The organism is Catonella massiliensis, assembly GCF_016651435.1.
In the GTDB taxonomy this organism is placed as follows: Bacteria; Bacillota; Clostridia; order Lachnospirales; family Lachnospiraceae; genus Catonella; species Catonella massiliensis.
The window spans coordinates 190198-215128 of sequence record NZ_JAEPRJ010000001.1; the positions used below are offsets into that span (position 1 = coordinate 190198).

The 24931-nt window shown below is 40.3% G+C and carries 14 protein-coding genes; 13 read left to right on the forward strand and 1 reads right to left on the reverse strand.

Annotation, left to right across the window (positions count from 1 at the left end; all coding sequences use genetic code 11):
• Nucleotides 1-50 precede the first annotated feature (50 nt).
• Nucleotides 51-1322 carry an IS110 family RNA-guided transposase gene (locus tag JJN12_RS00810; protein ID WP_208427912.1) on the reverse strand — a complete coding sequence of 424 codons (1272 nt, stop codon included), beginning with the start codon at nt 1320-1322 and terminating at the stop codon, nt 51-53.
• 297 nt (nt 1323-1619) lie between these two features.
• Between JJN12_RS00810 and JJN12_RS00815 the strand changes: the two genes are divergently transcribed.
• From JJN12_RS00815 to JJN12_RS00875, 13 genes are all read left to right on the forward strand, one after another.
• Nucleotides 1620-1850, forward strand: coding sequence for a hypothetical protein (locus JJN12_RS00815; protein ID WP_208427913.1), 231 nt, complete (start codon nt 1620-1622; stop codon nt 1848-1850).
• Nucleotides 1851-2223: 373 nt separating this feature from the next.
• Nucleotides 2224-8052, forward strand: coding sequence for a Cna B-type domain-containing protein (locus JJN12_RS00820; protein ID WP_208427914.1), 5829 nt, complete (start codon nt 2224-2226; stop codon nt 8050-8052).
• A 268-nt stretch (nt 8053-8320) separates the two neighbouring features.
• On the forward strand, nt 8321-10375 hold the full coding sequence (locus JJN12_RS14430) for a DHH family phosphoesterase (protein ID WP_328706779.1): 2055 nt from the start codon (nt 8321-8323) through the stop codon (nt 10373-10375).
• 16 nt (nt 10376-10391) lie between these two features.
• Entirely contained in the window at nt 10392-10838 is a 447-nt protein-coding gene (gene rplI, locus JJN12_RS00830; protein ID WP_208427915.1) for a 50S ribosomal protein L9, read from the forward strand.
• Nucleotide 10839: 1 nt separating this feature from the next.
• Nucleotides 10840-12183, forward strand: coding sequence for a replicative DNA helicase (gene dnaB / locus JJN12_RS00835; RefSeq protein ID WP_208427916.1), 1344 nt, complete (start codon nt 10840-10842; stop codon nt 12181-12183).
• A 15-nt stretch (nt 12184-12198) separates the two neighbouring features.
• Nucleotides 12199-12402: a divergent PAP2 family protein gene (locus tag JJN12_RS00840; RefSeq protein WP_208427917.1), complete on the forward strand. Its 204-nt coding sequence runs from the start codon at nt 12199-12201 to the stop codon at nt 12400-12402.
• 103 nt (nt 12403-12505) lie between these two features.
• Nucleotides 12506-12754: an HPr family phosphocarrier protein gene (locus tag JJN12_RS00845; RefSeq protein ID WP_236013607.1), complete on the forward strand. Its 249-nt coding sequence runs from the start codon at nt 12506-12508 to the stop codon at nt 12752-12754.
• 84 nt (nt 12755-12838) lie between these two features.
• Nucleotides 12839-16237: a PD-(D/E)XK nuclease family protein gene (locus tag JJN12_RS00850; RefSeq protein WP_208427918.1), complete on the forward strand. Its 3399-nt coding sequence runs from the start codon at nt 12839-12841 to the stop codon at nt 16235-16237.
• Nucleotides 16218-19778, forward strand: a complete 3561-nt coding sequence (gene addA / locus JJN12_RS00855; protein ID WP_208427919.1) for a helicase-exonuclease AddAB subunit AddA — start codon at nt 16218-16220, stop codon at nt 19776-19778. Before JJN12_RS00850 ends, addA begins: the two co-directional genes overlap by 20 nt.
• 47 nt (nt 19779-19825) lie before the next feature.
• Nucleotides 19826-20605 (forward strand): class I SAM-dependent DNA methyltransferase, encoded by a 780-nt coding sequence (locus JJN12_RS00860; protein WP_208427920.1) that lies wholly within the window; start codon nt 19826-19828, stop codon nt 20603-20605.
• A 4-nt stretch (nt 20606-20609) separates the two neighbouring features.
• Nucleotides 20610-21488, forward strand: a complete 879-nt coding sequence (gene hslO, locus JJN12_RS00865; protein ID WP_208427921.1) for an Hsp33 family molecular chaperone HslO — start codon at nt 20610-20612, stop codon at nt 21486-21488.
• Nucleotides 21489-21580: 92 nt separating this feature from the next.
• Complete coding sequence (locus tag JJN12_RS00870) at nt 21581-23413, forward strand: hypothetical protein (RefSeq protein WP_208427922.1); 1833 nt, start codon at nt 21581-21583, stop codon at nt 23411-23413.
• Between the two features lie 146 nt (nt 23414-23559).
• Nucleotides 23560-24876 carry a chloride channel protein gene (locus JJN12_RS00875; protein ID WP_208427923.1) on the forward strand — a complete coding sequence of 439 codons (1317 nt, stop codon included), beginning with the start codon at nt 23560-23562 and terminating at the stop codon, nt 24874-24876.
• Nucleotides 24877-24931 lie beyond the last annotated feature (55 nt).

The window sequence follows — 24931 nt, forward strand, 5'->3', positions numbered from 1 at the left end:
TATATAAGGGGTCGCAAGATCCCTAAAATTGGTAACTATATAAATAAATGTTAGTTATCGTTGCGTTTTACTAACTTTGAGCTATCATAACCAAGGCTTTCAAGATAAGCAAAGACATTGTTTTCATTTAGAATCACACGCTCTATTTGATTTTTCGGAGACATAAGTTCTTCATAATCAATAGGATTAAACGGTTTTTCTTCTGAAACCATGTGATAAATGCATACTATCATCATTCGTGCTATGGCAATGATTGCTTTCTTATGACCACGGCGTTTTTTAACTCGACCATATTTGATTGCAAAATAGGTCTGCTTTTTGCTCTTGATTGCTGCAAGCGCACATTGTACCATCATAGGCTTTAAGTAATCTCCTGCTTTTGAAATCCGCACAGACTTCTTTTTACCGGCTGACTCATTGTTAGTAGGTGAAAGCCCACACCATGAGCACAGATGCTTTGCGTCATCAAAGATGCTCATATCTACGCCTGTTTCGGCAAGAACGATTGTTGAACTTAGTTCGGTCATCCCAGGCATTGTAGAAACAAGTTCAACGAACTTGTAGTAAGGCTTCATCCTTACATAAAGCTCAACTTCAGATTGAGTAATCATGCCATCAAGATACTCCAGATGGCTGCGGGCAAGTTCAAGCTTTTTAGCCTGATCAGATTCTATGTTATACCCCCTGATTGCCTCAATGATTTCATCGGATTTAGCTTTTGCCCCTTTTTTAATGAGTCTGCGGACAGCTTTTTCATCAATGGAATCAGAAGTATGTGTAAGAAGATACGACATGATTTCTGTGGCTGTTTTGCCAAAAGGATCAGACAGTACACTGGCAATGCCGACATTGGAAACAGTCATGCAGTTTTGTATGCGGTTTTTCTCAGAAGATTTCATACATACCAGTTTGAAACGGTATCTTGCGATTTCACGCAGCTGTCTGAAGTCTTTAGGGGGAATGAACGAGCATCTGACAAGGTCGAATTTGTAGAGGTCAGCAATCCATTTGGAGTCTTTTTTATCAGTTTTCTTTCCCTTGATGGCTTTGACATATTTAGGATGGGTAAGGCAGACTTCTATGTCATTCTCGAGATAATTAAAAATAGGAATCCAATATTTCCCAGTGGATTCCATACATACATGATAACAATTATTCTCGATTAGCCAGCTGTGAAATTTTCTAATATCTGAGTTGAAAGTAGAAAATGATTTTTGCTTGTACTCAGAGATTCCATCAGCATTTGTGATTACGATGGTTGCAACGATAACATTTTTGTGGACATCAAGCCCACAGCAGATGGAGTATTTTAACTTCATCATAAGTATCACCACCTTTATAAAAAAAGGATAGCAACATTGACTGTCATCCTGCGACTGAATAAACATGGTTTATTACCAATGATAAGAGTCCGGGCTCAATGTCCCACTTGTTTGTGCTTGTAAGGATGACGGCACATATAAATATACGGGGTCGAAAATAAATTCGCCACTCCTCCTCCCGTGCTCTGTAGTATATTGCTATCCTATATAGATATTATAAGACAAAGCGAGGAAAGGCACAACATTTTTTCATAACTTGTTTGTGCCTTGAGCGAAGCGAAAGGAATGGTAAAAAGTATGGAAAAATATTTTGAACCATTATTTGAAAGGAAAAGCGCAGAAGCCAGAGCAGAAGGAAAGGCAGAAGGAAAGGCAGAAGGAAAGGCAGAAGGAAAGGCAGAAGGTGAAAGCTGCCTGGCGAGGTTAATAAGTAGATTATTGACAGAGGGTAAGAATGATGTATTAAAAGATGTGTTGGAAAATGAAAATCTAAGACATGGGCTTTATAAGCAGTATGGGATACAGTAGTTTCATTAAGAAAAAATTAAGTATTGGCAATATCGTATTTATTCTGAGAATGTTAATCCCCTTTTGGTGATTCCACAGCCAAAAGGGGATTATTATTTTAAATCAATTTTCGCAATTATATGGATGACGTCCATACAATAGAATTCAAAGAAATACTTCAAAATACGTGAAGTTCAAAGAAATAAATTGTGCAAAACCAAAACTCTGATAAATAATTATAGAATTTTTCAAGCAAAATATGAAATGTAACTAAAGTGTAACTATAAGGTGCTAAAATGCATTTAGCATGAAAAGTATATTCTATTTAACAAATACAAACAGTTAAAGAATGTATTTTTCAAGGTAATGTTTTTATTAAGAAAGAGGTAGCGTTATGAGAAGTGAGAGGAAGAGAAGACGAACATTTCTAGCCAGATTTATGGTCTTATTTATGATCATAAATCTGCTAAGCGGGGTTAATCCTGGTGTAGTAAAGGCAGATGAAAGTCCTGCAAAGAACTACAAAAACTATGGTTCTGTACAAGGAACCGCTGATAACGAGGGGATTAGTATTAATAAAGAAGTGTTAGCTGAAAATGGAGATGGAACATTTGACGTTAAGCTTACAGTTACGGGTGCAGAAAAGATAACGAAGAAAAATAAAAAAACAGATATTGTTTTAGTTGTTGATACTTCGGGAAGCATGAGAGAACCCAAGGCAGGAAACTATTATACAGACAAAAGGATTAGCAATGCAAAAGAAGCAGCAACAAGCTTTGTTAATGCTATGATTAAGGAATCAGGAAAAGGCGATATAAAGATAGGACTGGTAAGTTTTGCTTCTGGTGCTGAAAAGAAAAGCAATCTGACCAATAATAAAGATTCCCTTAACAGGGCAATACAGACGCTTACAGCTAATGGTGGTACATATACACAGGCCGGTCTCAATTTAGCTAATGAAATACTTAGAGGTGGAGATGCAGAAGAAAAAATCATCGTTTTGATAAGCGATGGTAAGCCTACTTTTGCTGATGGAACTCATCCTAATTTTGGGGAAAGAGGCAATAACGGATACAGCCGTATATATAGTAATATACCAGTTAAAGGATATGAAATTTGGCATGGAGAGACAAGTGGGAGAGATGGCAAATGGATAGGAAAGGGGTATTATAACGGTTCTAAGTATGGTAATTATATTGTAAAATTAGTAACCGGAAAGTTTGGTGACGGCACCGAATCACATCATGGGCAGGGAGCTAAAAGCTGGCCTTATAATTTAATGGGCGAGTACTTTAGAAAAGCAACTATATCGGCTGCTAATGTAATAAAGAATGACAAGGTTAAGATTTATTCAGTGGGAATCGGATTAGAAGACAATGTAGAGGACGGCGCTGAAACTAAAAATGGCAAAAAACTCGGTAGAGATGTGCTTAAAGGTATTGCTGACAGTGGCAGCTATTTAGATGCTGGAGCTCAGGCTGAAGGGCTAAATAAAATATTAGAAAGCCTTGCTGTAGACATTCACCATAATATTGTGGTTAACGGAACAATTACAGACCCTATGAGCAAATATGTTGAATATGTTGCGGGCTCAGCTAAAGTGACTTCAAGGGAAAATACAGATATCGAAGTTCCGAGTGAAGGTAACAATAATACACTCAAGGTATCCAATATAAATTTGGATAAAGGTGAGAAACTTGAGGTTACTTATAAAGTAAAGCTTAAAGATAATTGGAAAGATGGTGAGTTTCATCCATCAAACGGTGAAACCACATTAGTGCCTTCGTCAAAAGGAACTTCAATTAAGTTTAATGTTCCTGAAGTTAAGGCAGATGCAGCTAAGACTTTGGTGACAATTAAAAAACAATGGGTTGGAGATAAAGTTCCTGCCAGTGTGAATGCTGTCAAGTTCAATATTAAGGCAGATGATACCGTATTAGACAAGCAGATTGAAGTTAAAAAAGATGATAGCTGGACAAAGGTTATTAACGATTTACCTAAGTACAAAGCAGGAAGTGAAATCAAATATACAGTAGAAGAGGTTGCAGGTAAAGACTATGCTAAGGTTGGAGATATTGTATCTACATCTGATAAAGATGGTAATCTTACCTTCACAGCAACCAACAGAAACACTGAAACAATTAATTTTACAGTTAAAAAGGACTGGGCTAATACTCCTGATGAACTAAAGATTGATGTTGCAGTTAAGCTTTATGCTAATGGTAAATCAAAAGAAATAAGCTTTTTTAATAACAATGAGGCTACATTTAATAACTTACCTAAGTATGATGAAGCAGGTAATGAAATTAAGTACACAGTCAAAGAAGCTCTTGACAACGGAAAAGAAGAAGAAAACGGACAGATTACATTTGGTGAGTATAACTACAAAGTATGGTATGCATACACTGAAAACGGTGCGACAATAACTAATACATCAACCAATGCAAGTACAGTAAAATTTGCTATCGATGTTATAAAGAACTGGGTTGGCGGAAGCAGTACACAGGAATTAAACTTTGTATTTAAGAATGAGAAAGATGGTAAAGAGTATACTCTTACCATGACTGCGGCTGGACAGGCAAGTCAGGATAGATGGTATGATTCAATTGAATTACCAAAATACAACGATGACAACACACTTGCAGCTTATACCGTATCAGAAAAGAATGTAAAAGGTTATACTACAGATGTCAATAAGTTTACTGGAATAACAGCAAACAGTGAAGCGGTTGAGTTCACAAATACTAGAAATACAAAGAACATTGCCGTTACAAAGCAGTGGAAGGATACACCTGAGAGCTTAAAGAAGGATGTAGTAGTAGTTCTTACTGAAAACGGTAAGGTTTCAAACAGAAAAGACGCTATAAAGAAAATTAAAAATGATACAGAACATAAGGTAGTATATACCAATCTTCCTGAAACAGATACAGAGGGTAATAAGATAGACTATTCTGTAAACGAAAATAGTGTTGAAACAGGGTTTGAAGCAAATGTAACCAAGGATAACGAAGGAAACATAGTAGTTACAAATACTTATAAAAAACTTAAAGAAGATACTATAAGCGTAACACTTAAGAAGGTATGGATTGGCGGCGTAGGCAACAACGCTACATTTAAGTTCATCAACAAAAAAACTAAAGATGCTCAGACTGTTGTACTTAGTGCCGCTACTGAAGGCCTAAAGGAGATAGTTGATCCTAATGGACATGTAACTTGGACTTATGAAGTAAAGGGACTTCGCAAATATGATGATGACGCTAATCTCATTGACTACATTGTAGAAGAAGTTACTAACAAAGCCTATACATTAAAAGGTGATAATTCCATAGAGGTTAAAGCTGGTGATACAGCTACATTCACTAACGTTAGGGTTGAGAAAAAGCTTACTCTTAAGAAAGAATGGATAAGCGAAGAAAAAGCTCCTGTTACAGTTATTGTTGCAGCGGGTGAGATTAATTTTGACATTCTACTTAGGAATGAAAACGGGTGGAAATATGATAAGCTTCTTCCTGTGTATGATGTAGAAGGAAATCCAATTCAGTATACAATTACAGAAAAGGAAATCCAGGGTTATAAAGCTGACAATGCGGTTAAGACATTAACCTTTGTTACTCCTGCTGGAGATACTGCCAACCAGATAGTTACCTTCACCAATACCAAGATGATTGGAAAGGATAAGAACTTTACAGTACATAAGACATGGGTAGGCGAGCCTACTTCAAAGGTTAGCTTTGGATTGTTTGACGGTACCAATAAAGTAGGCACACTTGAGCTTTCAGCTAAAGACGTAAAGGCTCCCGCTCAGACACAAGCTGTATGGGAAGGAACATTTAAGGGCGAATATCCTGAATATAAGCTTGTAGGCGATAAGGCTGAAAAAATACAGTATGAAGTTAAAGAGCTTGATTCGTCAGGAAATTCTGCGTCAGATGAAGTTAAATTAGAAGGACGTACATTTAAAGTAGTTGGTACTCCTGCTCAGGATACTCCTAATACCTACAACTTCACAAATACAGATATAACAAAGACTGATATTTCAGTAACCAAGACATGGTTTGGAAAAGTTCCTGAGAGTGGGCTTGTACACTTCGGACTTTTTAAGGTAACTGCAGAGGGACTCGTACAGGTCGGCAAAGAAAATTATGAGGTTGAGGATAGTAATAGTTCAAAGTGGAAGGTAACCTTTAAGAATGTTGCTTCTGTTGATGAAAATGGAAACAAAATAAATTATGTGATCAAGGAAGTTGACGGAGAAGCAAATGCTCTTAAGGGTGGCACCAATGTGAAATTAGGTGATACTAATTACAAAGTTTCCTATGATGACAAAGGCAATATTACCAACACAGAACTTATTGACTTAACTGTAAATAAGGAATGGGGTAAAAATGTTCCTGATATTGCAAAACATTCAGTGAAAATCAGAATCACAGATGATTCTCGTTCTGATATGAATGGTAGGAGCTTTTTGCTAAACGACGCTAATGGCTGGACAAAGAGTTTTAAGAATTTACCTCTTTACAATGCTGAGGGTAATGAGATTAACTATACAGTAGTTGAGACTGAAATAAACGGAGACGAGGTTGAGCCTGGTCCAAGTGCCAAGAAGTATTATCATTCTGCATTTGAGATTACTGCGGAAGATGCCGAAAATATAACTAAGTCTCAGACCATCACTATCAAGAATAGCATTGTAAATGCAAACAATGATAATCCTGATAATCGCACAATCAACGTTGTAAAAGGCTGGAGCGAGGGTGCTGAAAGAAAGCCTGTAACAGTAAAACTTTATAAACTTGATGCTGCCAAGGGCGAGATTGTTCCTGTAGAAGATGGAGAGACTGAACTTAGAGAGGAGAATTTCTGGCAGACAGAGTTTACAGTTCCAAAGAACGATAAAGATGGAAATGAAATCATCTACTACGCTTTTGAAACATCAGTTGGGGATGTAAAGATTGACGAGAGTAAGCTAAGCCCTAATATGTACAATGAGGGCTACCAGATAGGTGAATATGAGGTTAGTATTGCTGAGTTAATAGGGGATGCAGAAGGTGAAGAATATGGTTTCTATATCCTTAATACAGCCGATAATAAAGAAGTTAAGCCGGAAGAAAAGGTAAACATCAATGTTACGAAGAAATGGCTCATACCTGATAACTCGGAATATGTAAAACCTGTTAGGGTGAGACTCTTTATAAAAGCAGGAGAATATCTGGTTCCTGTAAGCGATGCTACAGACCTGACATTAGATGCTAACAACAATTGGAACGGAAAATTTGCAGACCTTGACAAGTTTAATAATGACGGTGACCAGATTGAGTACTATGTAGCTGAGGTTGGAGTTGGTGATTATACAAAAGAAATCACCAGTCTGGATCAAATAAGCGGTGAGAATGGGTACACGATTGGAAGATACAATGCGTACATTGATTGTAACGGAACAGACAATGTTGTAATCTCAAATGATTATACACTAATTGATGTTACCGCAGTTAAGAACTGGGTTGGAGCTACACCTAGACAGACTGTTGAGTTTACATTATATACCAAACAGGGTGAAAACCTTGTACCAACAGGCAAAACCGTTACATTAAATGGGACGGATGAAAACACAGTTGCAACATTTGCAGAACTTCCAAGACTTGATAATGATGGTAAACAGATTGTATATTATGTTTACGAAACAAAGATTGGTGAAACTCCTATCACATTTAATCTTACACCTGTAGAAACCATGAACTATTCTTTAGGTATAAATGGTGGAGTATATGCAGTTACAGTTAGCGATAACGGTACAGTTGGCGACAAAGTAGTTATAATAAGCAACTCATTTACAGGAACACCTGTAATACCTAGTGGTAATATACCGTTAGTACCTGTAGTTACACCAATACCAACGCCTACACCAACACCTGCGCCAAATCCTGATTCACCTGTAGTAGATATCCCTAATGTTCCTTCACCTCAGGGACCTGCTACACCGGTTAATGATGGTGATGAAGACAATGGGGTAACAGAAATCGACGAAGATGATGTACCACAGGGTGATGGCAAGGAAGTAAAGAAAGATAATAAAGCTAACAAAGACACAGTTGAAATTACTGATAATAAGGCTCCAAAGGGATCTGCCAACCTTCCTAAGACAGGTGGAGAAGCAGGAAACTTCCTTCCTATTATCGGTTTGGGACTTATCGGACTCGGCCTTGTTATAAGGAGAAGAAGATAACCAATAACACAAATGAATAGCAGCAATGCATTCAGCCCCCTCCCTGTGGGAGGGGGTTCTCTCTCTTTGCAGAGTAAAGCAATATGTAAAAGGTTTGGCAAGGCAGTAGAAAAATTTGAGATTCTGTGTTAAACTAAGTACCTAGTGTCGTGATTACAGCTGGGAATGATTGAGAGGTTTTATACTTGGATAAGAAAGATGTTCAAGGTATAGTTTTTTGGCTAAGTCCGTGACCTTCTAGGATTTTGCCGTTAGAAAGGATAATGTTGTGAAAAATGATAAACAAGGGAAGACAGGCATTTCAGGAAGATTAAAGCTTTACTTTGCCTGGCCTTTAGTGCTATGTACCATTCTCATAGCGATGAATGCAGCAATCTACATCATAGATGCAGATGTGGCAATACTTGTAACTCTTTTTATCTTCGTATATGCACTGTTAGCTATAGCCATATACATATTTGGCAAGGTTGGCTTTAAGGCAGAGCTTACCCGCTATGCCTTAGAAGTAGCTGATACAGAGGCGGCTATGCTTAATGAGCTTGAGGTGCCTTATGCGATTGTGGATGAAAAAGGGAATATTTATTGGTTCAATGATGCCTTTTATGACATTTCAAACTCAGAAAATGTGGATAAGAAGTCGCTCCTTGCTATCTTTCCGGAACTTGAGAACACGCTAAGCTCTATGGAAGACGAGGATGCAGAAGAAGTAGTAAAGAAGGATGACAAGGAGTACAGAGTCGTATTTAGAAGGTGTGCAGACGAAGCTATTAAGGCAAAGCAGGGGAGCTTTCAAGATGGAAGCATATCAGCCTTCTTCTATGATATCACAGAGATAAATGCACTTTTAAGGGAAAACTATGACAACAGGATGATAATGGGGCTTCTCTACATAGATAATTATGAAGAAGCACTTGAGAGCATTGATGAGGTTAAGCGTTCCCTCCTTTCTGCCCTTGTAGAAAGAAAGATAACCAAGTTTATGCAGAGCATAGATGCGGTTACAAGAAAGCTTGAAAAGGATAAGTACATTGTTATATTTAAGAATAAATATCTGGATCAGCTAAAACAGGATAGATTTTCGATTTTAGATGAGGTAAAAGGAGTAAATATAGGAAATGACATGGCTGTAACTATCTCCTTTGGTATAGGTATATCTATGGAGTCCTATACTCAGTCCTATGACTTTGCAAGGGCGGCCATAGATATGGCACTTGGACGAGGAGGAGATCAGGTAGTACTTAAGGAAAAGAACAATATAAGCTACTTTGGAGGCAAAAGCCAGCGTACAGGAACCAATACCAGAGTAAAGGCTCGTGTTAAGGCACATGCACTTAGCGAACTTATAGAGGCTAAGGATAACGTGCTCATTATGGGACATAAAAACAGCGATACTGACGCCATTGGAGCTGCAATCGGAGTTTACCGTATCTGTAGAACATTTAATAAGACAGCACATATTGTTATTAATGATATTTCTTCTTCTATTGCCCCTACAATAGAGAGGATGAAGGCTACCTCTGAAAACGGATCAGAGCTTTTTGTGACAGGTGAGAAGGCTCTTACTATGGTAGATAAGGATACCATGCTTGTGGTAGTAGATGTAAACAACAGTGAATTTGTGGAGTGTGAGGAGCTGCTTAATAAGGTAAGCACTATAGTCCTCCTTGACCACCACAGACAGGGGCCTACAACAATCAAGAATACTGTACTTTCTTACATAGAGGAGTATGCTTCCTCTTCCTGTGAGTTGGTCGCAGAGATACTTCAGTATATAGATCTGGATGTGAAGATGACATCTACAGAGGCGGCTGCAATGTACTCAGGTATAATGATTGATACCAATAACTTCCTTGTAAAAACGGGTGCAAGAACCTTTGAAGCTGCGGCCTTCCTTAGGCGAAATGGAGCTGAGGTTACAAGGATAAGAAAAGAATTCAGGACAGAGATGGATGAATTCAAATTAAAGGCAAAGATAGCAAGTATGGCTGAGATATACCGCGGTGCATTTGCCTTTGCAACCTATACAGAGGGCGATAACAAGGACAAGAATAGAGTTATACTTGGAGCTAAGGTAGCCAACGAACTTATGAATATATCTAATGTAAAGGCTTCCTTTGTATTTACCTCCTGTGACAACGAGGTATACATTTCTGCCCGTTCGATAGATGAAGTGAATGTGCAGCTACTTATGGAAAAGATAGGCGGAGGAGGCCATTTATCTGTTGCAGGCGCTCAGCCTAAGGGAGTTACCATAGAAGAGGCAGAAACTATGGTAAAAGAACTGCTTGATAGCTGCATAGAATCAGGAGAAATATCGGTTTAGATAAAAGGAGGATGTTATGAAGATTATTTTGTTACAGGACGTGAAAAACCTCGGTAAGAAGGGAGACCTTGTAGAGGCAAATGACGGTTATGCCAGAAACTTTATCATCCCAAAGAAGCTTGGAGTAGAGGCAAGTCCGAAGAACTTAAATGACCTCAGACAGCAGAAGTTAAACGAGGAGAAGAAACAGGCTGAAATCCTTGCGGAGGCTGAGAGCATGGCAGCTGCACTTAAGGGCAAGGTGGTTAATCTTTCCATAAGAGTAGGTAAGGAAGGAAAGGTATTTGGCCAGATATCCACTAAGGAAATTGCGGATGAGACCAAGAAGCAGCTTGGCATCGAGATAGACAAGAAGAAGATAATAAGTGATGCAATAAAAGCAGCAGGCAATTATAAAATACAGGTAAAGCTCCACCCTAAGGTAGTTGGAGAGCTTAGTGTAGAGGTAAAAGAAGAGGTATAAGATGGCAGAAGAGGAGCTGATTAAGAAAACCCCGCCTCACAGCAAATCAGCAGAGCAATCTGTAATAGGCTCCATGCTTTTGGACCCGGAGACTGTGATTACTGTATCAGAAATGCTTGAAGCGGACGATTTTTTTGATAAAAGATACGGCCTTATATTTTCTGCAATTATCTCCCTGGAAAAAGAAGGAAAGCCTATAGATATAGTCACAATAGAGAATAAAATAAGAGAAATGGAACATCCGCTTGGGGCTATAGAGATAGATGTCTTAAGAGAGCTATTGCTGGCTGTTCCTACCTCTGTAAATGTGGCTCATTATGCAGAAATAGTATACAAGAATTCGTTGCTTAGAAAGCTTATCAAGGTGACTGAGGAGATTTCCCTTAACTGTTATGCAGGAGAGTCTACCTTGGAGGATGTTTTACAGCTTACAGAGAAGAAGGTGTTTGACCTGCTTCAAAAGCGCCATGTATCTGATTCTACCGACATAAAGCAGGTAATTATCTCAGTTGTTGAGAGTATAGCCGCTGCCTCAAAAAGTGGAGGCACAGTTACAGGCATACCTACAGGATTCCACGACCTGGACTACAAGATGGCGGGACTTCAGAACTCAGACCTGATTCTGATAGCGGCAAGACCGTCTATGGGTAAGACAGCCTTTGCCCTCAATATAGCTGAATATGTGACTGTTAAGAAAAATGTGACTACAGCCATATTTTCTCTCGAAATGTCAAAGGAGCAGCTTGCCAAGCGTATTCTTGCCATGAATTCAAGGGTGGATTCACAAAAGCTTAGAACCGGAGACCTTTCGGATCAGGAGTGGGGAGACATCGTAGACAGTGCAAGAATCATAGGAGGGACAAATCTTGTTATTGACGATACTCCTGGTATTTCTGTAACTGAGCTTAGAAGTAAATGCAGGAAGCTAAAGCTTGAGAAGAACCTAGGGCTTGTGATGATAGACTACATTCAGCTTATGACTGCGGGAAGCAAACATTCTGAGTCCAGACAGCAGGAGATATCAGAAATATCCCGTTCCTTAAAGGCTCTTGCAAGGGAGATAAATGCTCCTATTATAGCACTTTCCCAGCTTTCAAGAAAGGTTGAGAGCAGGGATGACAAAAGGCCTATGCTTTCTGACCTTCGTGAGTCCGGGGCGATAGAGCAGGATGCCGATGTGGTTATGTTCATATATAGGGATGAATACTACAATAAGGATACGGAGACACCGGGAGTAACCGAGATTATCATCGGTAAGCAGAGAAATGGTCCTATTGGAACCGTTAAGCTTGGATGGAAGAGCGAGCTTACAAAATTTGTTAACATTGAAAGAGAAAAACACTGACAGGTTGACAGAGTAATGTTTGATGCGAGCAGGCTAACGCTTGAAACAGACGAGAAGACAAAAGTAATAAATGAATTGATTAAAATATATAAAGATTTAGGTGAAAACAACATAAATCCTGAGGAAAAACTGAAAGATTTCGTAGGACATACACATATTCAGATGCTTGTGGGATTTTGTTTAGGCATTATTGTAACTTTAATATATTTTTGTTTGTAATTTCAGATAATTCATGTTAAAATCAAGTTGATAAAAATTATTTCAGTTTAAATGATTTTTGGATTTGATGGTATAGTGTATAAGGATTTGTGAGGAGAGTAAAATGCGTACAAAAGAACTGACTATTTCAAAAGATTTTTCTATGTTGCCTGATGCAGTTGCAGAGCTAGTTCAGACAGCCTGTAAGTTTGAAAGCAGTAGCTATGCTATTGCAGATGAAAAGAGAATCAATCTTAAGAGCATAATGGGTGTTATGTCTCTCGTAGCTATAAAGAGTAAAGAGCTGGTCATTGAGATTGACGGAGCGGATGAGGATGATGCCATTGCCTGTCTCGCAGGCTTTTGGAGCTAATCAATATCTAATTGAAATTTTTGCAAATATAGGAAAGTTATGCCTGCTTATAGCAGGCATTTTTTTAACTAAGGTGGAGGGTGTATGGCAGTTCAATATGTTATTGGTGGAACCGGCTGTGGGAAGTCTGAACTTTGCTTTAAGAAGATAGTAAAAGAGGCAGAAAAGAATCCGGATAAAAATTACTTTGTAATAGTGCCTGAGCAGTTTACCTTGCAGACACAGAGGGACTTGGTGCGTCTAAGCAGCAATGGTGCTATTATGAACATAGACGTGCTTTCCTTTATGCGCCTTGCCTACAGAGTGTTCGAGGAGCTAAATATAAAGGAAAGGCTTGTACTTGAAGATACCGGCAAAAATATGATAATTAGAAAGCTGCTTGGAGGCTTAAAGAAGGAGCTTAAGTTCTACAAAAACATGGTAGGCAGACAGGGATTTACCGAAGATATCAAGTCCCTTATCAGTGAGCTTATGCAGTACGGAATCACACCTGGGACCCTCGCAGATATCGAAGAGAAAACTACCTCCCCTGTACTTGCTGCCAAGCTTCACGACACTAATCTAATCTATAGTGCATTTAACAACTATAAAAAAGAAAAATATGTATCAGCTGAGCAGATTCTAGATGTGCTTGCCTCTGAGGTAGAAAAGTCAAAGCTCCTTGATGGTGCAGTTATCTGTTTTGATGGGTTTACGGGATTTACCCCTGTACAGCTTAAAGTCATAGATTTGCTCCTCTTAAAGGCAGAGCATATACTCATTACCCTTACTATCTCAGAGAAAGAATATTACAGTGAAAATGATGAGAAATTCAGCCTATTTCACCTAAGTAAGGATACTATAAATAGGGTAAATAAACTTGCAAAAGACAGAAAAGTAAATATAGCTAAGCCTATAATTGCTGATTATGAAGGCAAGACAGGGGAGTTAAGCCTCCTTGAAAAACAGATATTTAGATATCCTATAAAGGAGATTAAGCAGGAAAAAGGGGCGGTATCTGTTTCTGTCTATAATAATCCAAAGGAAGAGGCAGAGAGCCTTATACCGCTTATTTTATCTCTTGTAAGAGATGAGGGGCTTAGGTACAGGGAGATTGCAATTGCTACAGGTGATATGGAAGAATACGGGGAAGTGGTTGCAGACACACTTTCAGCTAAGGATATTCCGTACTTTCTCGATAGCAAGAAAACTATATCAGACAATCCCTTTGTGGAATATATAAAGGCATCGATACTGGTTATAGAGGAAAATTTTACATACGATGCAGTAATGAGGTACCTAAGAAGCGGATTTGCAGATGTGGATATTAAGGAGGTAGACATATTTGAAAACTATATACTAAGAAGGGGAATAAAGGGGCTTAAGAGGTATCAGAAAAGCTTTTTAAGTGTAGAGCCTACAGATGAAGAAAATAGTGCTGAGAGTATAAGGGATAATCTTGTAAAGAAGTTTACCCCTTTATATGAGGTTTTAAAAGCTAAGACATCTTTAACGTCAGACTATATCACAGCCCTTTATAACTTTGTGGTGAAGGCCGGCTGTGAAGAGAGGCTTATGAAGCTAAGCGCAGACTTTGAAAGTGAAGGAAGGATGATAGCTGCTAAAGAATATGCAGCCTGCTACAAGATAGTAATGTCGGTTTTTGAGAAGCTTTATGAACTTCTCGGAGATGAAAAACTTAGCATAGAAGAGTTCAGGACTATACTTGAATCAGGCTTTGCAGAGGGAAAAGCAGGCTTTATCCCGCCAGGGCTTGACCAGATAGTAATTGGAGACGTGGAGCGTACCAGACTTAAGGACATCAAGGTGCTTTTCTGCCTTGGCTTTAATGAGGGAAAGGTGCCAAAGTCAGGAAGTACAAGAGGTATAATAACTGATGCAGAAAAGGAAAAGCTTATGGGGCTTGATGTTGAACTTGCTCCAACTGCCAAAGAAAGAGCTTTTAGGGAGCAGTTTTATATCTACATGCTTTTTACCAAGCCTACAGAGAGGTTATATGTATCCTACAGTGTTTCGGACATGGAGGGGAAGCCCCTTAAGCCATCAGTCTTTGTAACGAGGCTTAAGGCTGAATTTGGTAAGGATAGCTTTAAGGAAGAGGCTAAAGCTTCATCTTTACTTGATGAAATCAGGAAAGACGGCGGACTGGGGCTGATACTTTCGGCTGTTAAACAAAGGGACTTAAAGGATGAAACCATTATAAATCTGATAAAATATTATCAGACTCATAATGATGACAGATACAACAAAATAATAAGCGGTACAGCTTCAAAGGCACATGGAAACAGCCTTGAGGAGTATATTGCAACGAATCTTTATGGGAAGCTAAAGGGCAGCGTTACAAGGCTTGAGCTCTTTTCTTCCTGTGCCTATGCTCATTTTATAAAGCATGGCCTAAGGCTTAGGGAGAGGGCTGAATATGAAATCCAGCCAATGGATATAGGAAATATCCTCCACGAGGTGCTTGAAAGATTTGCAAAGAAGGTGGTTGAAAGCGGAGAGAGCTTTGCACTTCTTTCAGAGGAGAAAAGGACAGCTATTCAGGCAGAAAGCCTTGCTGAGACCTTTGACTATGGCGATGATATCTTTAAGTCTTCCGCTCGAAACAGCTACCAGCTTGAAAGGTTAAGAAGGATAGCTGACAGAGCTGTAAGGACTGTGCTTACCCAGATTAAAAAAGGCTCATTTACGCCTGTAGCCTTTGAGGAGGAATTTGTGACAGGAGGCTTTAAGGGCAGGATAGACAGGATAGATGCCGTACTCTCAGACTACCTTCCTGACGGCAGCCTGCTTGCAGAGAATAAGGAAATTAAAGGATTTAAGAAATGTGAGTATGTAAGGGTAATTGATTATAAGTCAGGCAGTAAAAGCCTTGACCTTGATAGAGCCTATTATGGGCTTGATTTACAGCTCTTTACCTACCTTAACTACATAAGAAAAGAGTTCGGAAAGAAAAGAAAAGACAATCTCATCATTCCGTCAGGAGCATATTATTTTCACATAAATGATCCTGTCGTTGACTTTGGGGGAGGAGAAGACGCCATTCTAAAAGAACTTAGATTTGACGGCATAACCCTCACAGGTAACCACAATATAAGGCTGATAGACGAGGCTATGGTGTACAATAACACTCTTACCCCGCAGGCTGATTCGGATGTAATTAAGCTAAAGACTAAAAAAGATGGGGAGCCAAGCAGCACTACGAGACTCTATGTAAGTGGTGAAATGAATGAACTCATAGACAACTCAGAGCTTGAGATAGAAAAGTCAAAGAAGAGGATACTAAGGGGCGAAATATATCCAAAGCCTTATAGTCTTGGAAGTGAAAAAGGCTGTGACTACTGTGAATATAGAGGGCTCTGTGGTTTTGACTTAAAAATGCCGGGATATAACTATAACAGGCTGAAAAAGATAGATAAGAAGTGCTTTTTTGAGGAGCTTAGGGCTAAGCTGGAGGGTGAGAATGGAAAGAAAATGGACTGATGAACAGCTCGCAGTCATAGGGCATAGAGGAGGGAATCTCTTGGTTTCCGCGGCGGCAGGCTCAGGTAAGACTGCAGTACTCATAGAGAGAATAATGGGAAGAATCCTTGATGAGACCTCTCCCATCAATATAGACGAGCTTTTGGTGGTTACATTTACAAGGGATGCCGCAAGGGAAATGAAGGAGAGGATAGGCTCTGCCATAGCGGAGAAACTTGAAGAAGAGGTAAATAACAATCCGGACTCACAGCTTACAAGAAGGCTTATGAAGCAGTCAGCCCTGCTTTCTGAGGCTAATATGAGCACAATTGACAGCTTTTGTAAGAAGGTTGTTATGGAGAATTTTAAGGAGGCTGAGATAGACCCCGCAGTTAGAACAATGGATGATACTGAGGGTGTGATTATAAGAAAAAAGGTGATTGAAGACCTGCTTGAAGAGGAGTATGAGAGAAAGGACGAGGACTTCATCAACTTTGTGGAATACTTTGCCAGAGGGAAGTCTGATAAGGTGATTGAAGAGCTGATTCTTCAGTTGTATAGATTCTCGGAAAGTCTGCCAGACAAGGATAGCTGGTTTGACAAAGAATTAACAAATAAAGAAGGGGCCTTTGTAGGTTCTGATTTTGAGAATATTTTACTTGAATTCTGTATGGAAATGCTTATAGAGTTAAGAAGAGAGGCAGAGAAATTTGTAAGCCTCTCCCTCTCTCCCTACGGACCGTCTCAGTACGAGGAGGCAGGAAGTGCGGATGTTGCCCTGTTTAACTCTCTATTAAAGGCAGATAGCTTTGGTAAGCTCATACAGCTTGCGGGAGAGGCAGGCTTTGGAAGGCTTTCTTCAAAAAAGGCCGCTGATGTGGATGAGGGCAAGAAGGAAATGGCAAAGAACATCAGAGATGCTTACAAAGAAAGCTTCAACAAGCTAAGAGAGGACTTCCTTTCTGAGAGTGTGGAAGACATTGAAAAATCAAGGCTTGTTACAGCAAGGGTTATAAGGGAACTAATCAGGCTCACAAGGGCGTTTGATGAGGCCTATGCTTCTGAAAAGAAAAAAAGAAATGTGGTGGATATCTCCGACTGGGCTCATTTTGCCCTCAAGGTACTTACTGATTATGAAGGTAAGCCTACCGAGGCTGCAAAGGTATATAGTGAGCAATTTGCAGAGATAATGATAGATGAATACCAGGATTCCAACCTCCTTCAGGAAAGCATCTTAACCTCCATAGCAAGGGAAGATGGCGGAAAGTCAAATATTTTCATGGTTGGAGATGTGAAGCAGAGTATATACAAATTCCGACAGGCTAAACCGGAGCTTTTTATAGAGAAGTATAACAGATACTCCGAGGGGAAAAATGAAAGAAGAATAGACCTTCACAATAACTTTAGAAGTGGTGGGGAGGTCATAGGCTCTGTAAATGCTGTATTTGAAAAGACGATGATAGAGGAGCTTGGCGGCATAGTCTATGATGAGGCTGCAAGGCTTGTTAAGGGAAGAGTGGACAAGGAGGAGGATGCTCTAAACATCACAGAAGTCCTGATTTACGACAAGGACAGTGAAATACCAAAAGAACTCCTAAAGCTAAGTGACATAGAGCTTGAGGCTCACCTTGTAGCGAGGCGGATAAAGGCTCTTATTACTGAGAAAAAGGATGAGGGCAAGCCTCTTAAATTCAGCGATATAGCCATACTTCTTAGAACCAATGTGGAGTGGGCCGAGAGTTTTAGAAGGGTGCTTATCTCAGAGGGAGTTCCTGCTGTCTGTGAGTCAAGTACTGGCTACTTCTCGGCTTGGGAGGTACAGGTAATGCTGGCTCTTCTTAAGATACTTGACAATCCGCATCAGGATATCCCACTTGGAACAGTTCTCCTTTCTCCTATAGGAGGCTTTAGCGAAGAAGAACTTGCAAAACTCCGTATAAATGCCAATGAACTTGAAAAAGATGAGGCTGACCTCTGGGAGGTGATTAATCTTTCGGAAGATGATAAGTGTAAAAAGTTCATAGACTGGCTGAATGAAAACAGGTCTAAACTGGTGTTTACCCCTGTTCATGAGTTAATAAAGGAACTATTTACAGAAAGCAATTTCTACAGCTTCGTAAGTGCCATGCCATCGGGAGAAACAAGGGCGGCAAACCTAGATATGCTTGTCTCTAAGGCTAAGGCATTTGAAGCTACCTCTTTACACGGAACCGGGCATTTTGTAAGATATATAGACAGGCTTAGAAAATACGAGGTTGACTTTGGTGAAGCAGGGGTAGGCGGTGTGGATGCAGTGAGGATACTCTCCATCCACAAGAGCAAGGGGCTTCAGTATCCCGTTGTCTTTGTAAGCGGGATGTCAAAGAGCATGAACAATCAGGATTCAAGGGCGGCTGTGGTTATTCACCCGGAGCTTGGAATAGGTATAGATGATTTTAATATAGAGACAAGGGAGAAGAAGTCCACTATAATAAAGAAGATGGTGGCCAGAAGGTTGAGGCTTGAAAATGTTGCAGAAGAGATAAGGCTTCTCTATGTAGCTATGACTAGGGCAGAGGATAAGCTGATACTTACTGCAGGCTGTGACAAGGTGGAGGAGAGGCTTGGTATCTGGGAAAATGATGAGCAGAACTTCCTCTCTCTTTCAAAGACTAATTCTCTCTTAGACTTTGCCATGCCTGCGCTAATAAAGGAGAAAGAAGAGGGAAGGCTCAAGCTTACTATTAAGGGAGCGGGGGAGCTGATAGATAAAAGCCTTGATGAAATGGCAGAAAAAGAAGTGGTTAAAAATGACATTTCAAATCTCATCGAAAATCTCCCTGAGACTGAGAACTACGAGGAATTAAGCAGGTTAATCACCAGGGAAAGAGAATATATCTATCCTTATAATGAGGCTATAGTGCTAAAGAGTAAGATGACGGTATCTGAGCTTAAAAGACTGCATCTGGAGGAGGAAGAAGGAGGAGAAACTCCTTTTGAAGGTGAGATAAAGACTGATTTTGAGGCTTACATCCCTGAATTTATGAGGGGAGAGGCTGAAAAGGTGGAAGGAGCCGCAAGGGGAACTCTCTACCACAGCATCCTTAGCAGACTTGACTTTGGAAAGTCTTATGATGAGGCTTTGTTTAAGGATTATCTGGAGAGTCTTGTTATTGACAAAAAAATAACAGAAGAGGAAAGGGAGAGCATTGTCATAAAGCACTTTATGAAGTTTTTTAAGAGCAGGCTGTATGAGAGGATGAGTAAGGCATTTCTTAAAGATAAGCTATACAGGGAATCTCCTTTTGTTATGGGTATGGATGCAGGTAACGGCGAAGTGAAGGAAATGGTTCTCGTACAGGGTATTATAGATGCGTGGTTTATGGAGGGCGATGATGTAATCTTAATGGACTATAAGACTGACAGGGTATATGGAGATAAAGGTTCTGATGAGCTTATAAAGAGATATAAGGTTCAGCTTGATAACTACGCCCTCGCCTTAAAGAGAATCACGGGAAAAGAGCCTAAGGAGAGGATTATCTATTCATTTTCACTTGGAAAAGAAATAAACTTAGAGGCTTAATCAGCCTGCTTTAAGGTGTCTTAAGTTAGATGCAGGAAGGAGAAATTGTGGAGGCTTATTTGGGATTTGCGGAAGTATATGATAAATTTATGGACAATGTACCCTATGATGAGTGGACGAAGTACCTCATAGGCCTGCTTAAAGAAAACGGTGTAAAGGGAGGTCTGGTGGCTGAACTTGGCTGTGGCACCGGCAATGTCACAACTAGACTAAAGGCAGCAGGATATGATATGATAGGTATAGACAATTCTGTATCCATGTTGCAGATAGCCGCAGAGAAGGAGACTAAAGGGGAGGGAGATATCCTCTATCTCTGCCAGGACATGAGAGAATTTGAACTTTACGGTACGGTGGGTGCAGTGGTCTGTATCTGTGACGGGCTTAATTATATCTTAGAAAAGTCAGACCTTGTGAAGGTATTTAAGCTGGTTAATACTTATCTTGATAAGGACGGAGTATTTATCTTTGACTTAAATACAATATATAAATACGAAACCCTCTTAGGAGATAGTGTAATAGCTGAAAACAGGGAAAATATGAGCTTTATCTGGGATAATTATTATGATAGTGAGGAAAGGATAAATGAGTACGACCTTACCATTTATCTGGAAGATAGCGGGGACGAAAAGGGAAGATTTTTAAGATTTGATGAAATTCACTACCAAAAGGGTTATACTATAGAGGAGATAAAGGAGGCTCTTGCCGAGGGAGGGCTTGAATTTGTGGCAGTTTATGATGCATTTACAAGGGAAGCACCTAAGGAGGAGAGCGAGCGTCTTTACTTTATAGCTAAGGAAAAATATCAGGAAGGGAAAACATACAGGTAAGTATATGAAAGATTATGTAGTAAGAGCAGTTGCGGCAGGAGGAGAGGTAAGAGCCTTTGCCTGTACAACCAAAAATCTCGTAGAAGAAGCAAGGCTTCACCACGATAGTATGCCTGTGGCAACAGCAGCACTTGGAAGGCTTCTTTCAGCAGGCTCTATGATGGGGCTTATGATGAAGGGAGAAAATGACAGGCTCACACTTCAGATAAAGGGAGATGGACCTATAGGAGGGCTTATAGTTACAGCAGATTCTAAGGCAAGGGTGAAGGGCTATGTCTATAACCCTGATGTAGAGCTTCCGCTTAAGTCGGAAGGAAAGCTTGATGTAGGGGCTGCAGTAGGAAGTGGAGTGCTGACTGTCATCAGGGATATGGGTCTTAAGGAGCCTTATGTGGGAAGAACCAACCTCGTCACAGGTGAGATAGCAGAGGATTTGACTTATTACTTTGCGTCCAGCGAGCAGGTGCCAAGCGTGGTGGCGCTCGGAGTCCTTGTAGATAGAGATTACAGCGTAAAGAGAGCAGGAGGCTTCATTATCCAGCTAATGCCGGGGGCAAGCGATGAGACCATAGATGCCATTGAGAAGAAGCTTCCTATGGTGACTTCAGTTACAGGTATGCTGGATGAGGATATGACTCCTGAGGAGATTCTAACTTTCATTCTTGAAGATTTAAATGTTGAAATCACAGACAAGACAGAGACCTCCTTTTACTGCGACTGCAACAAAGAAAGAGTGGAACAGGTGCTTATAAGCATAGGGGAGAAAGAATTGACCTCGCTTTATGAAGAGGATAAGCCTGTGGAGGTATGTTGTCAGTTCTGTGGCAAAAAATACGAGTTTTCCACAGAAGAAATAGGAAATTTATTAAAATGTGGAAAATAGGTAATAAATCTAACACAGTTCAGACATATATTGATGTTAAAGTGAGAATGCCCTAACCTGGGTAAGTTAAAGTTGTGCGAAGGGAGATTTACATGAAAAATAAATTTTTAGCTATGTTTCTTGCAGGAACAGTGGCTTTTGGCAGCTTCTCAGTGCTTTCACCGAGAGAAGAGGCTAAGGCGGCAATTGCATTTTTATACGACAAGAGTAGTCCGAACTCTATGCTGACTCTTAGGAAGGCAAAGGAAGTATATATAGGGCAGAAAAAGCTTGATATTGACTACAGCATAGGAGGAAGAACCTCAGGAGTTAAGGGAAGCTGGAAGTCTTCCAATAAAAATGCAGCAACTGTATCAAAAGACGGTGTAGTTACCGCAAAGAAGCCCGGACTTACGGTTATCAGCTTTACCTACACAGTGAATAAGAAGCAGATTACAATTAAATGTAAGGTGAATGTAAACAGCGGTGTTGACAGTCTTTCTATAGCAGGAACAGGCAGGTTTGACGGCACCATGCTTACAGACTCAATCATCCAGTTTAAGTCTGTCTCAAAGGCAGGTAGTAACGAGTTAAAGCTAAGTCCCGGAAGAAAGCAGACCTATGGCATTTTCTATGACTTATTTGCAGATGAAGCCTGCACCATACCTGCATCTTCAGACATTGCTACCATAACTTCATCAGGCTTTTTAGTTGCAGGTCATGCAGCTACCAAGGTATATGTGAGGGCTTCTGTAAAGAGCAGCAGGAATGCCGCTCCAAGTGTGAAGAGCAATGTAATAGGAGTTGACATAAAGGATAGGACACCAGCCACCACACAGGCAGCAGTTAAGGAAATTGTTGTTGAAAACATGGAGGCACCTCTTGCCACCCTTAGTGACAGTGGTATGAAGGCCGAGGTGAGATACAAGCTTCTTGACCAGTATGGTAATGATGTTACAAGAGATGTTAGATTTGCAGGCAAGACTAGCGCGGTATGGGAGGGCAACAAGCCTGTAAACCTTGTAGCAGACGGCAAATTCCTTATAGATTTGGAGCCTAACCAGACAGTTGGTTATGTAGGAAGATTGAATATAACCTATGGAGGTGCTACTCCTATAACCAAGGAAGTTCAGATTAAGATAGGCAATCCAAGCTATATTAAAGAACTTCAGATTATGGGTATATACAAGCGTACCCTTACAGGTTATGTGAAGGTAATGGATAACAATACATTTTTAACTGCTGGAACTGTGATTAATTCCTTTGGAGGAACAAGTTCACTCAATACCATTCCTGAGTCTTACTACGTGCTTGTAAGGGCAAGGGACAGTGCGGGTAACAGCATTTACAATGCAGGCATTCCACAGAGTAAGATATCACTTGTTATCACAGGCAACACAGGTCTTATGCTTGATACAGCGGATGGAAAGCTTCAGACCATTTCGCCTGTAACAGTAGATGGAGAGACCTTCCTTACCTATCCTCTTAAGGCAGCAGTTCTTACTACAGGTACAGTAAATATAAGAGCGGTAGCTGTAGGAGGTATGGCTAACAATGCCATGGATTCTAAGGTTAGTGAGGGTGCAAGTGTAGGCTCATTGGAAATAAGCGGTGGAGGAGTTGTGGGCAAGGAGAACCTCATTAACTTCACTCTTAAAAATGCTTCAAATACAGTAGTAACCAGATATGAGGAAGTGCTTTCAACTCTGGGGCTTAACGACAACGGAGCAGGAAAGGTATATATCATGCCTGGTTCAAATATCCTTAGTTCAGACAATGGCTCATACTTCTATTTCAGTAAGAATGCGCAGACAGGAATGGCAGAGCTTTACTATATGCCATTTGCCACAGCTCTTAAGGGAGCGTCTGTTAGTGCTGAAACAATTACCGTACTTAAGGGGACGCCTGCTTCAAAAACCTGGGCTCTTGTAGTTAAGGCTCAGTAATGTATTATGATGCAAGGGCAAGCGGTGCTCGCGCAGTCCTGTATCATGCTACGCTTGCAAGGTTAAGCAGTGCTCACGCAGTTCTGTATCCTAGGGTGTAGGATGCAACCCACACCCACATAAAAATATAAGGTACCGGAGTTTTCATGGAGAATTTTATAACGGAGTTTAAGAGGATAGTAACAGAAATCAGGGTGAACATCTTTAATCTGCTTCGTTGGTGCATATTTGCCACATTGGTAGGCCTCTTTGTAGGAGGCATCAGTGTGGCATTTTCAGCGCTTGACATAAGGGCAAACAATTTATTAAAGACTCATCCTGAAATGCTCTACGGACTGCCATTTGCAGGCCTTATTATAGTGTTTTTATACCGTTTTGCAGGGGTATATAAGGCGAAAGGCACAAACCTGGTTATCAGCACTATTCAGGCAAAGACGGAGCTTCCTGTAGTTATGGCTCCCCTTATCTTTGTATCTACCCTTATTACACATGCCTTCGGTGGCTCGGTGGGCAGGGAAGGTGCTGCTCTTCAGCTTGGAAGTGCAGCAGCGGCAGGGCTTAACAAGATTAAATGGCTGAAATTAAGTGAAGAGGAAAAGCGCATGATTATCATGTGTGGTATGAGTGCGGCTTTTTCAGCTATATTTGGTACACCTATAGCGGCAGTATTTTTCCCGATGGAAGTGGCGAGTATAGGTATCATCCAGTATTCTGCTATGTTTCCCTGCTACGTGTCTTCTGTCACTGCAAGCTGGCTGGCTCATCTATGTGGGTTTAGCAAGGCGCAGCTTGGGAGTGTTATCGATGTCGGACTTGATATAGAGATTACTTGGAAGGTAGCAGTTTTAGCTATATTCTGTGGTCTTTTAAGTATAGCTTTCTGCCTTATGTTAAAGGGATTTGGCAGTGGCTTTGCAAAGCTTCACAAAAGCCGCTATGTGCAGGTCTTTTTGGGAGGTATTATCTTTGTTGTTATCAATCTTTTGATTGGAACAAGGGACTTTCTTGGAGCAGGTATGCCTGTCATAGAGCGGGCTGTAGATGGAGAGGTGCTTTGGTATTCATTTTTTATGAAAATGTTTCTTACTGCACTTTGTATAGGCTCAGGCTTTAAGGGTGGCGAGGTACTGCCATCTCTTTATATAGGAGCAACCTTTGGCAACTTCTTTGCACTTGTTGCTGGCTTACCTACTTCACTTGCTGTAGCCTGCGGAATGGCAGGGCTTTTTGTGGGAGTGACTAACTGCCCTATCGCCTCACTGCTTATCATTTCTGAGCTTTTCGGCTTCAAGGAGGGCAATATCTACTTCCTGCTTGCCATTGCCATCAGCTACATAATGTCAGGCTATTTTGGACTATACTCAGAGCAGAATATCATTTATTCTAAGTTTAGGACTAAATACATCAATAGAAAAGTGGGGGCTTATGAGGAAGAATTGGAGAAGGGGAGGAACATAACATAAGAACTTCTGTTCGAAACTTCTTGCAAATGGGCTTATAATCTGCTATACTTGATTT

Bases quoted from the DNA above. Each gene is read 5' to 3' on its own strand.
- JJN12_RS00815 (WP_208427913.1), top strand. From the start codon at position 1,620: ATGGAAAAATATTTTGAACCATTATTTGAAAGGAAAAGCGCAGAAGCC.
- JJN12_RS00810 (WP_208427912.1), bottom strand. From the start codon at position 1,322: ATGATGAAGTTAAAATACTCCATCTGCTGTGGGCTTGATGTCCACAAA.
- dnaB (WP_208427916.1), top strand. From the start codon at position 10,840: ATGGCAGAAGAGGAGCTGATTAAGAAAACCCCGCCTCACAGCAAATCA.
- JJN12_RS00820 (WP_208427914.1), top strand. From the start codon at position 2,224: ATGAGAAGTGAGAGGAAGAGAAGACGAACATTTCTAGCCAGATTTATG.
- rplI (WP_208427915.1), top strand. From the start codon at position 10,392: ATGAAGATTATTTTGTTACAGGACGTGAAAAACCTCGGTAAGAAGGGA.
- JJN12_RS00840 (WP_208427917.1), top strand. From the start codon at position 12,199: ATGTTTGATGCGAGCAGGCTAACGCTTGAAACAGACGAGAAGACAAAA.
- JJN12_RS00845 (WP_236013607.1), top strand. From the start codon at position 12,506: ATGCGTACAAAAGAACTGACTATTTCAAAAGATTTTTCTATGTTGCCT.
- JJN12_RS00870 (WP_208427922.1), top strand. From the start codon at position 21,581: ATGAAAAATAAATTTTTAGCTATGTTTCTTGCAGGAACAGTGGCTTTT.
- JJN12_RS00875 (WP_208427923.1), top strand. From the start codon at position 23,560: ATGGAGAATTTTATAACGGAGTTTAAGAGGATAGTAACAGAAATCAGG.
- addA (WP_208427919.1), top strand. From the start codon at position 16,218: ATGGAAAGAAAATGGACTGATGAACAGCTCGCAGTCATAGGGCATAGA.
- JJN12_RS00850 (WP_208427918.1), top strand. From the start codon at position 12,839: ATGGCAGTTCAATATGTTATTGGTGGAACCGGCTGTGGGAAGTCTGAA.
- hslO (WP_208427921.1), top strand. From the start codon at position 20,610: ATGAAAGATTATGTAGTAAGAGCAGTTGCGGCAGGAGGAGAGGTAAGA.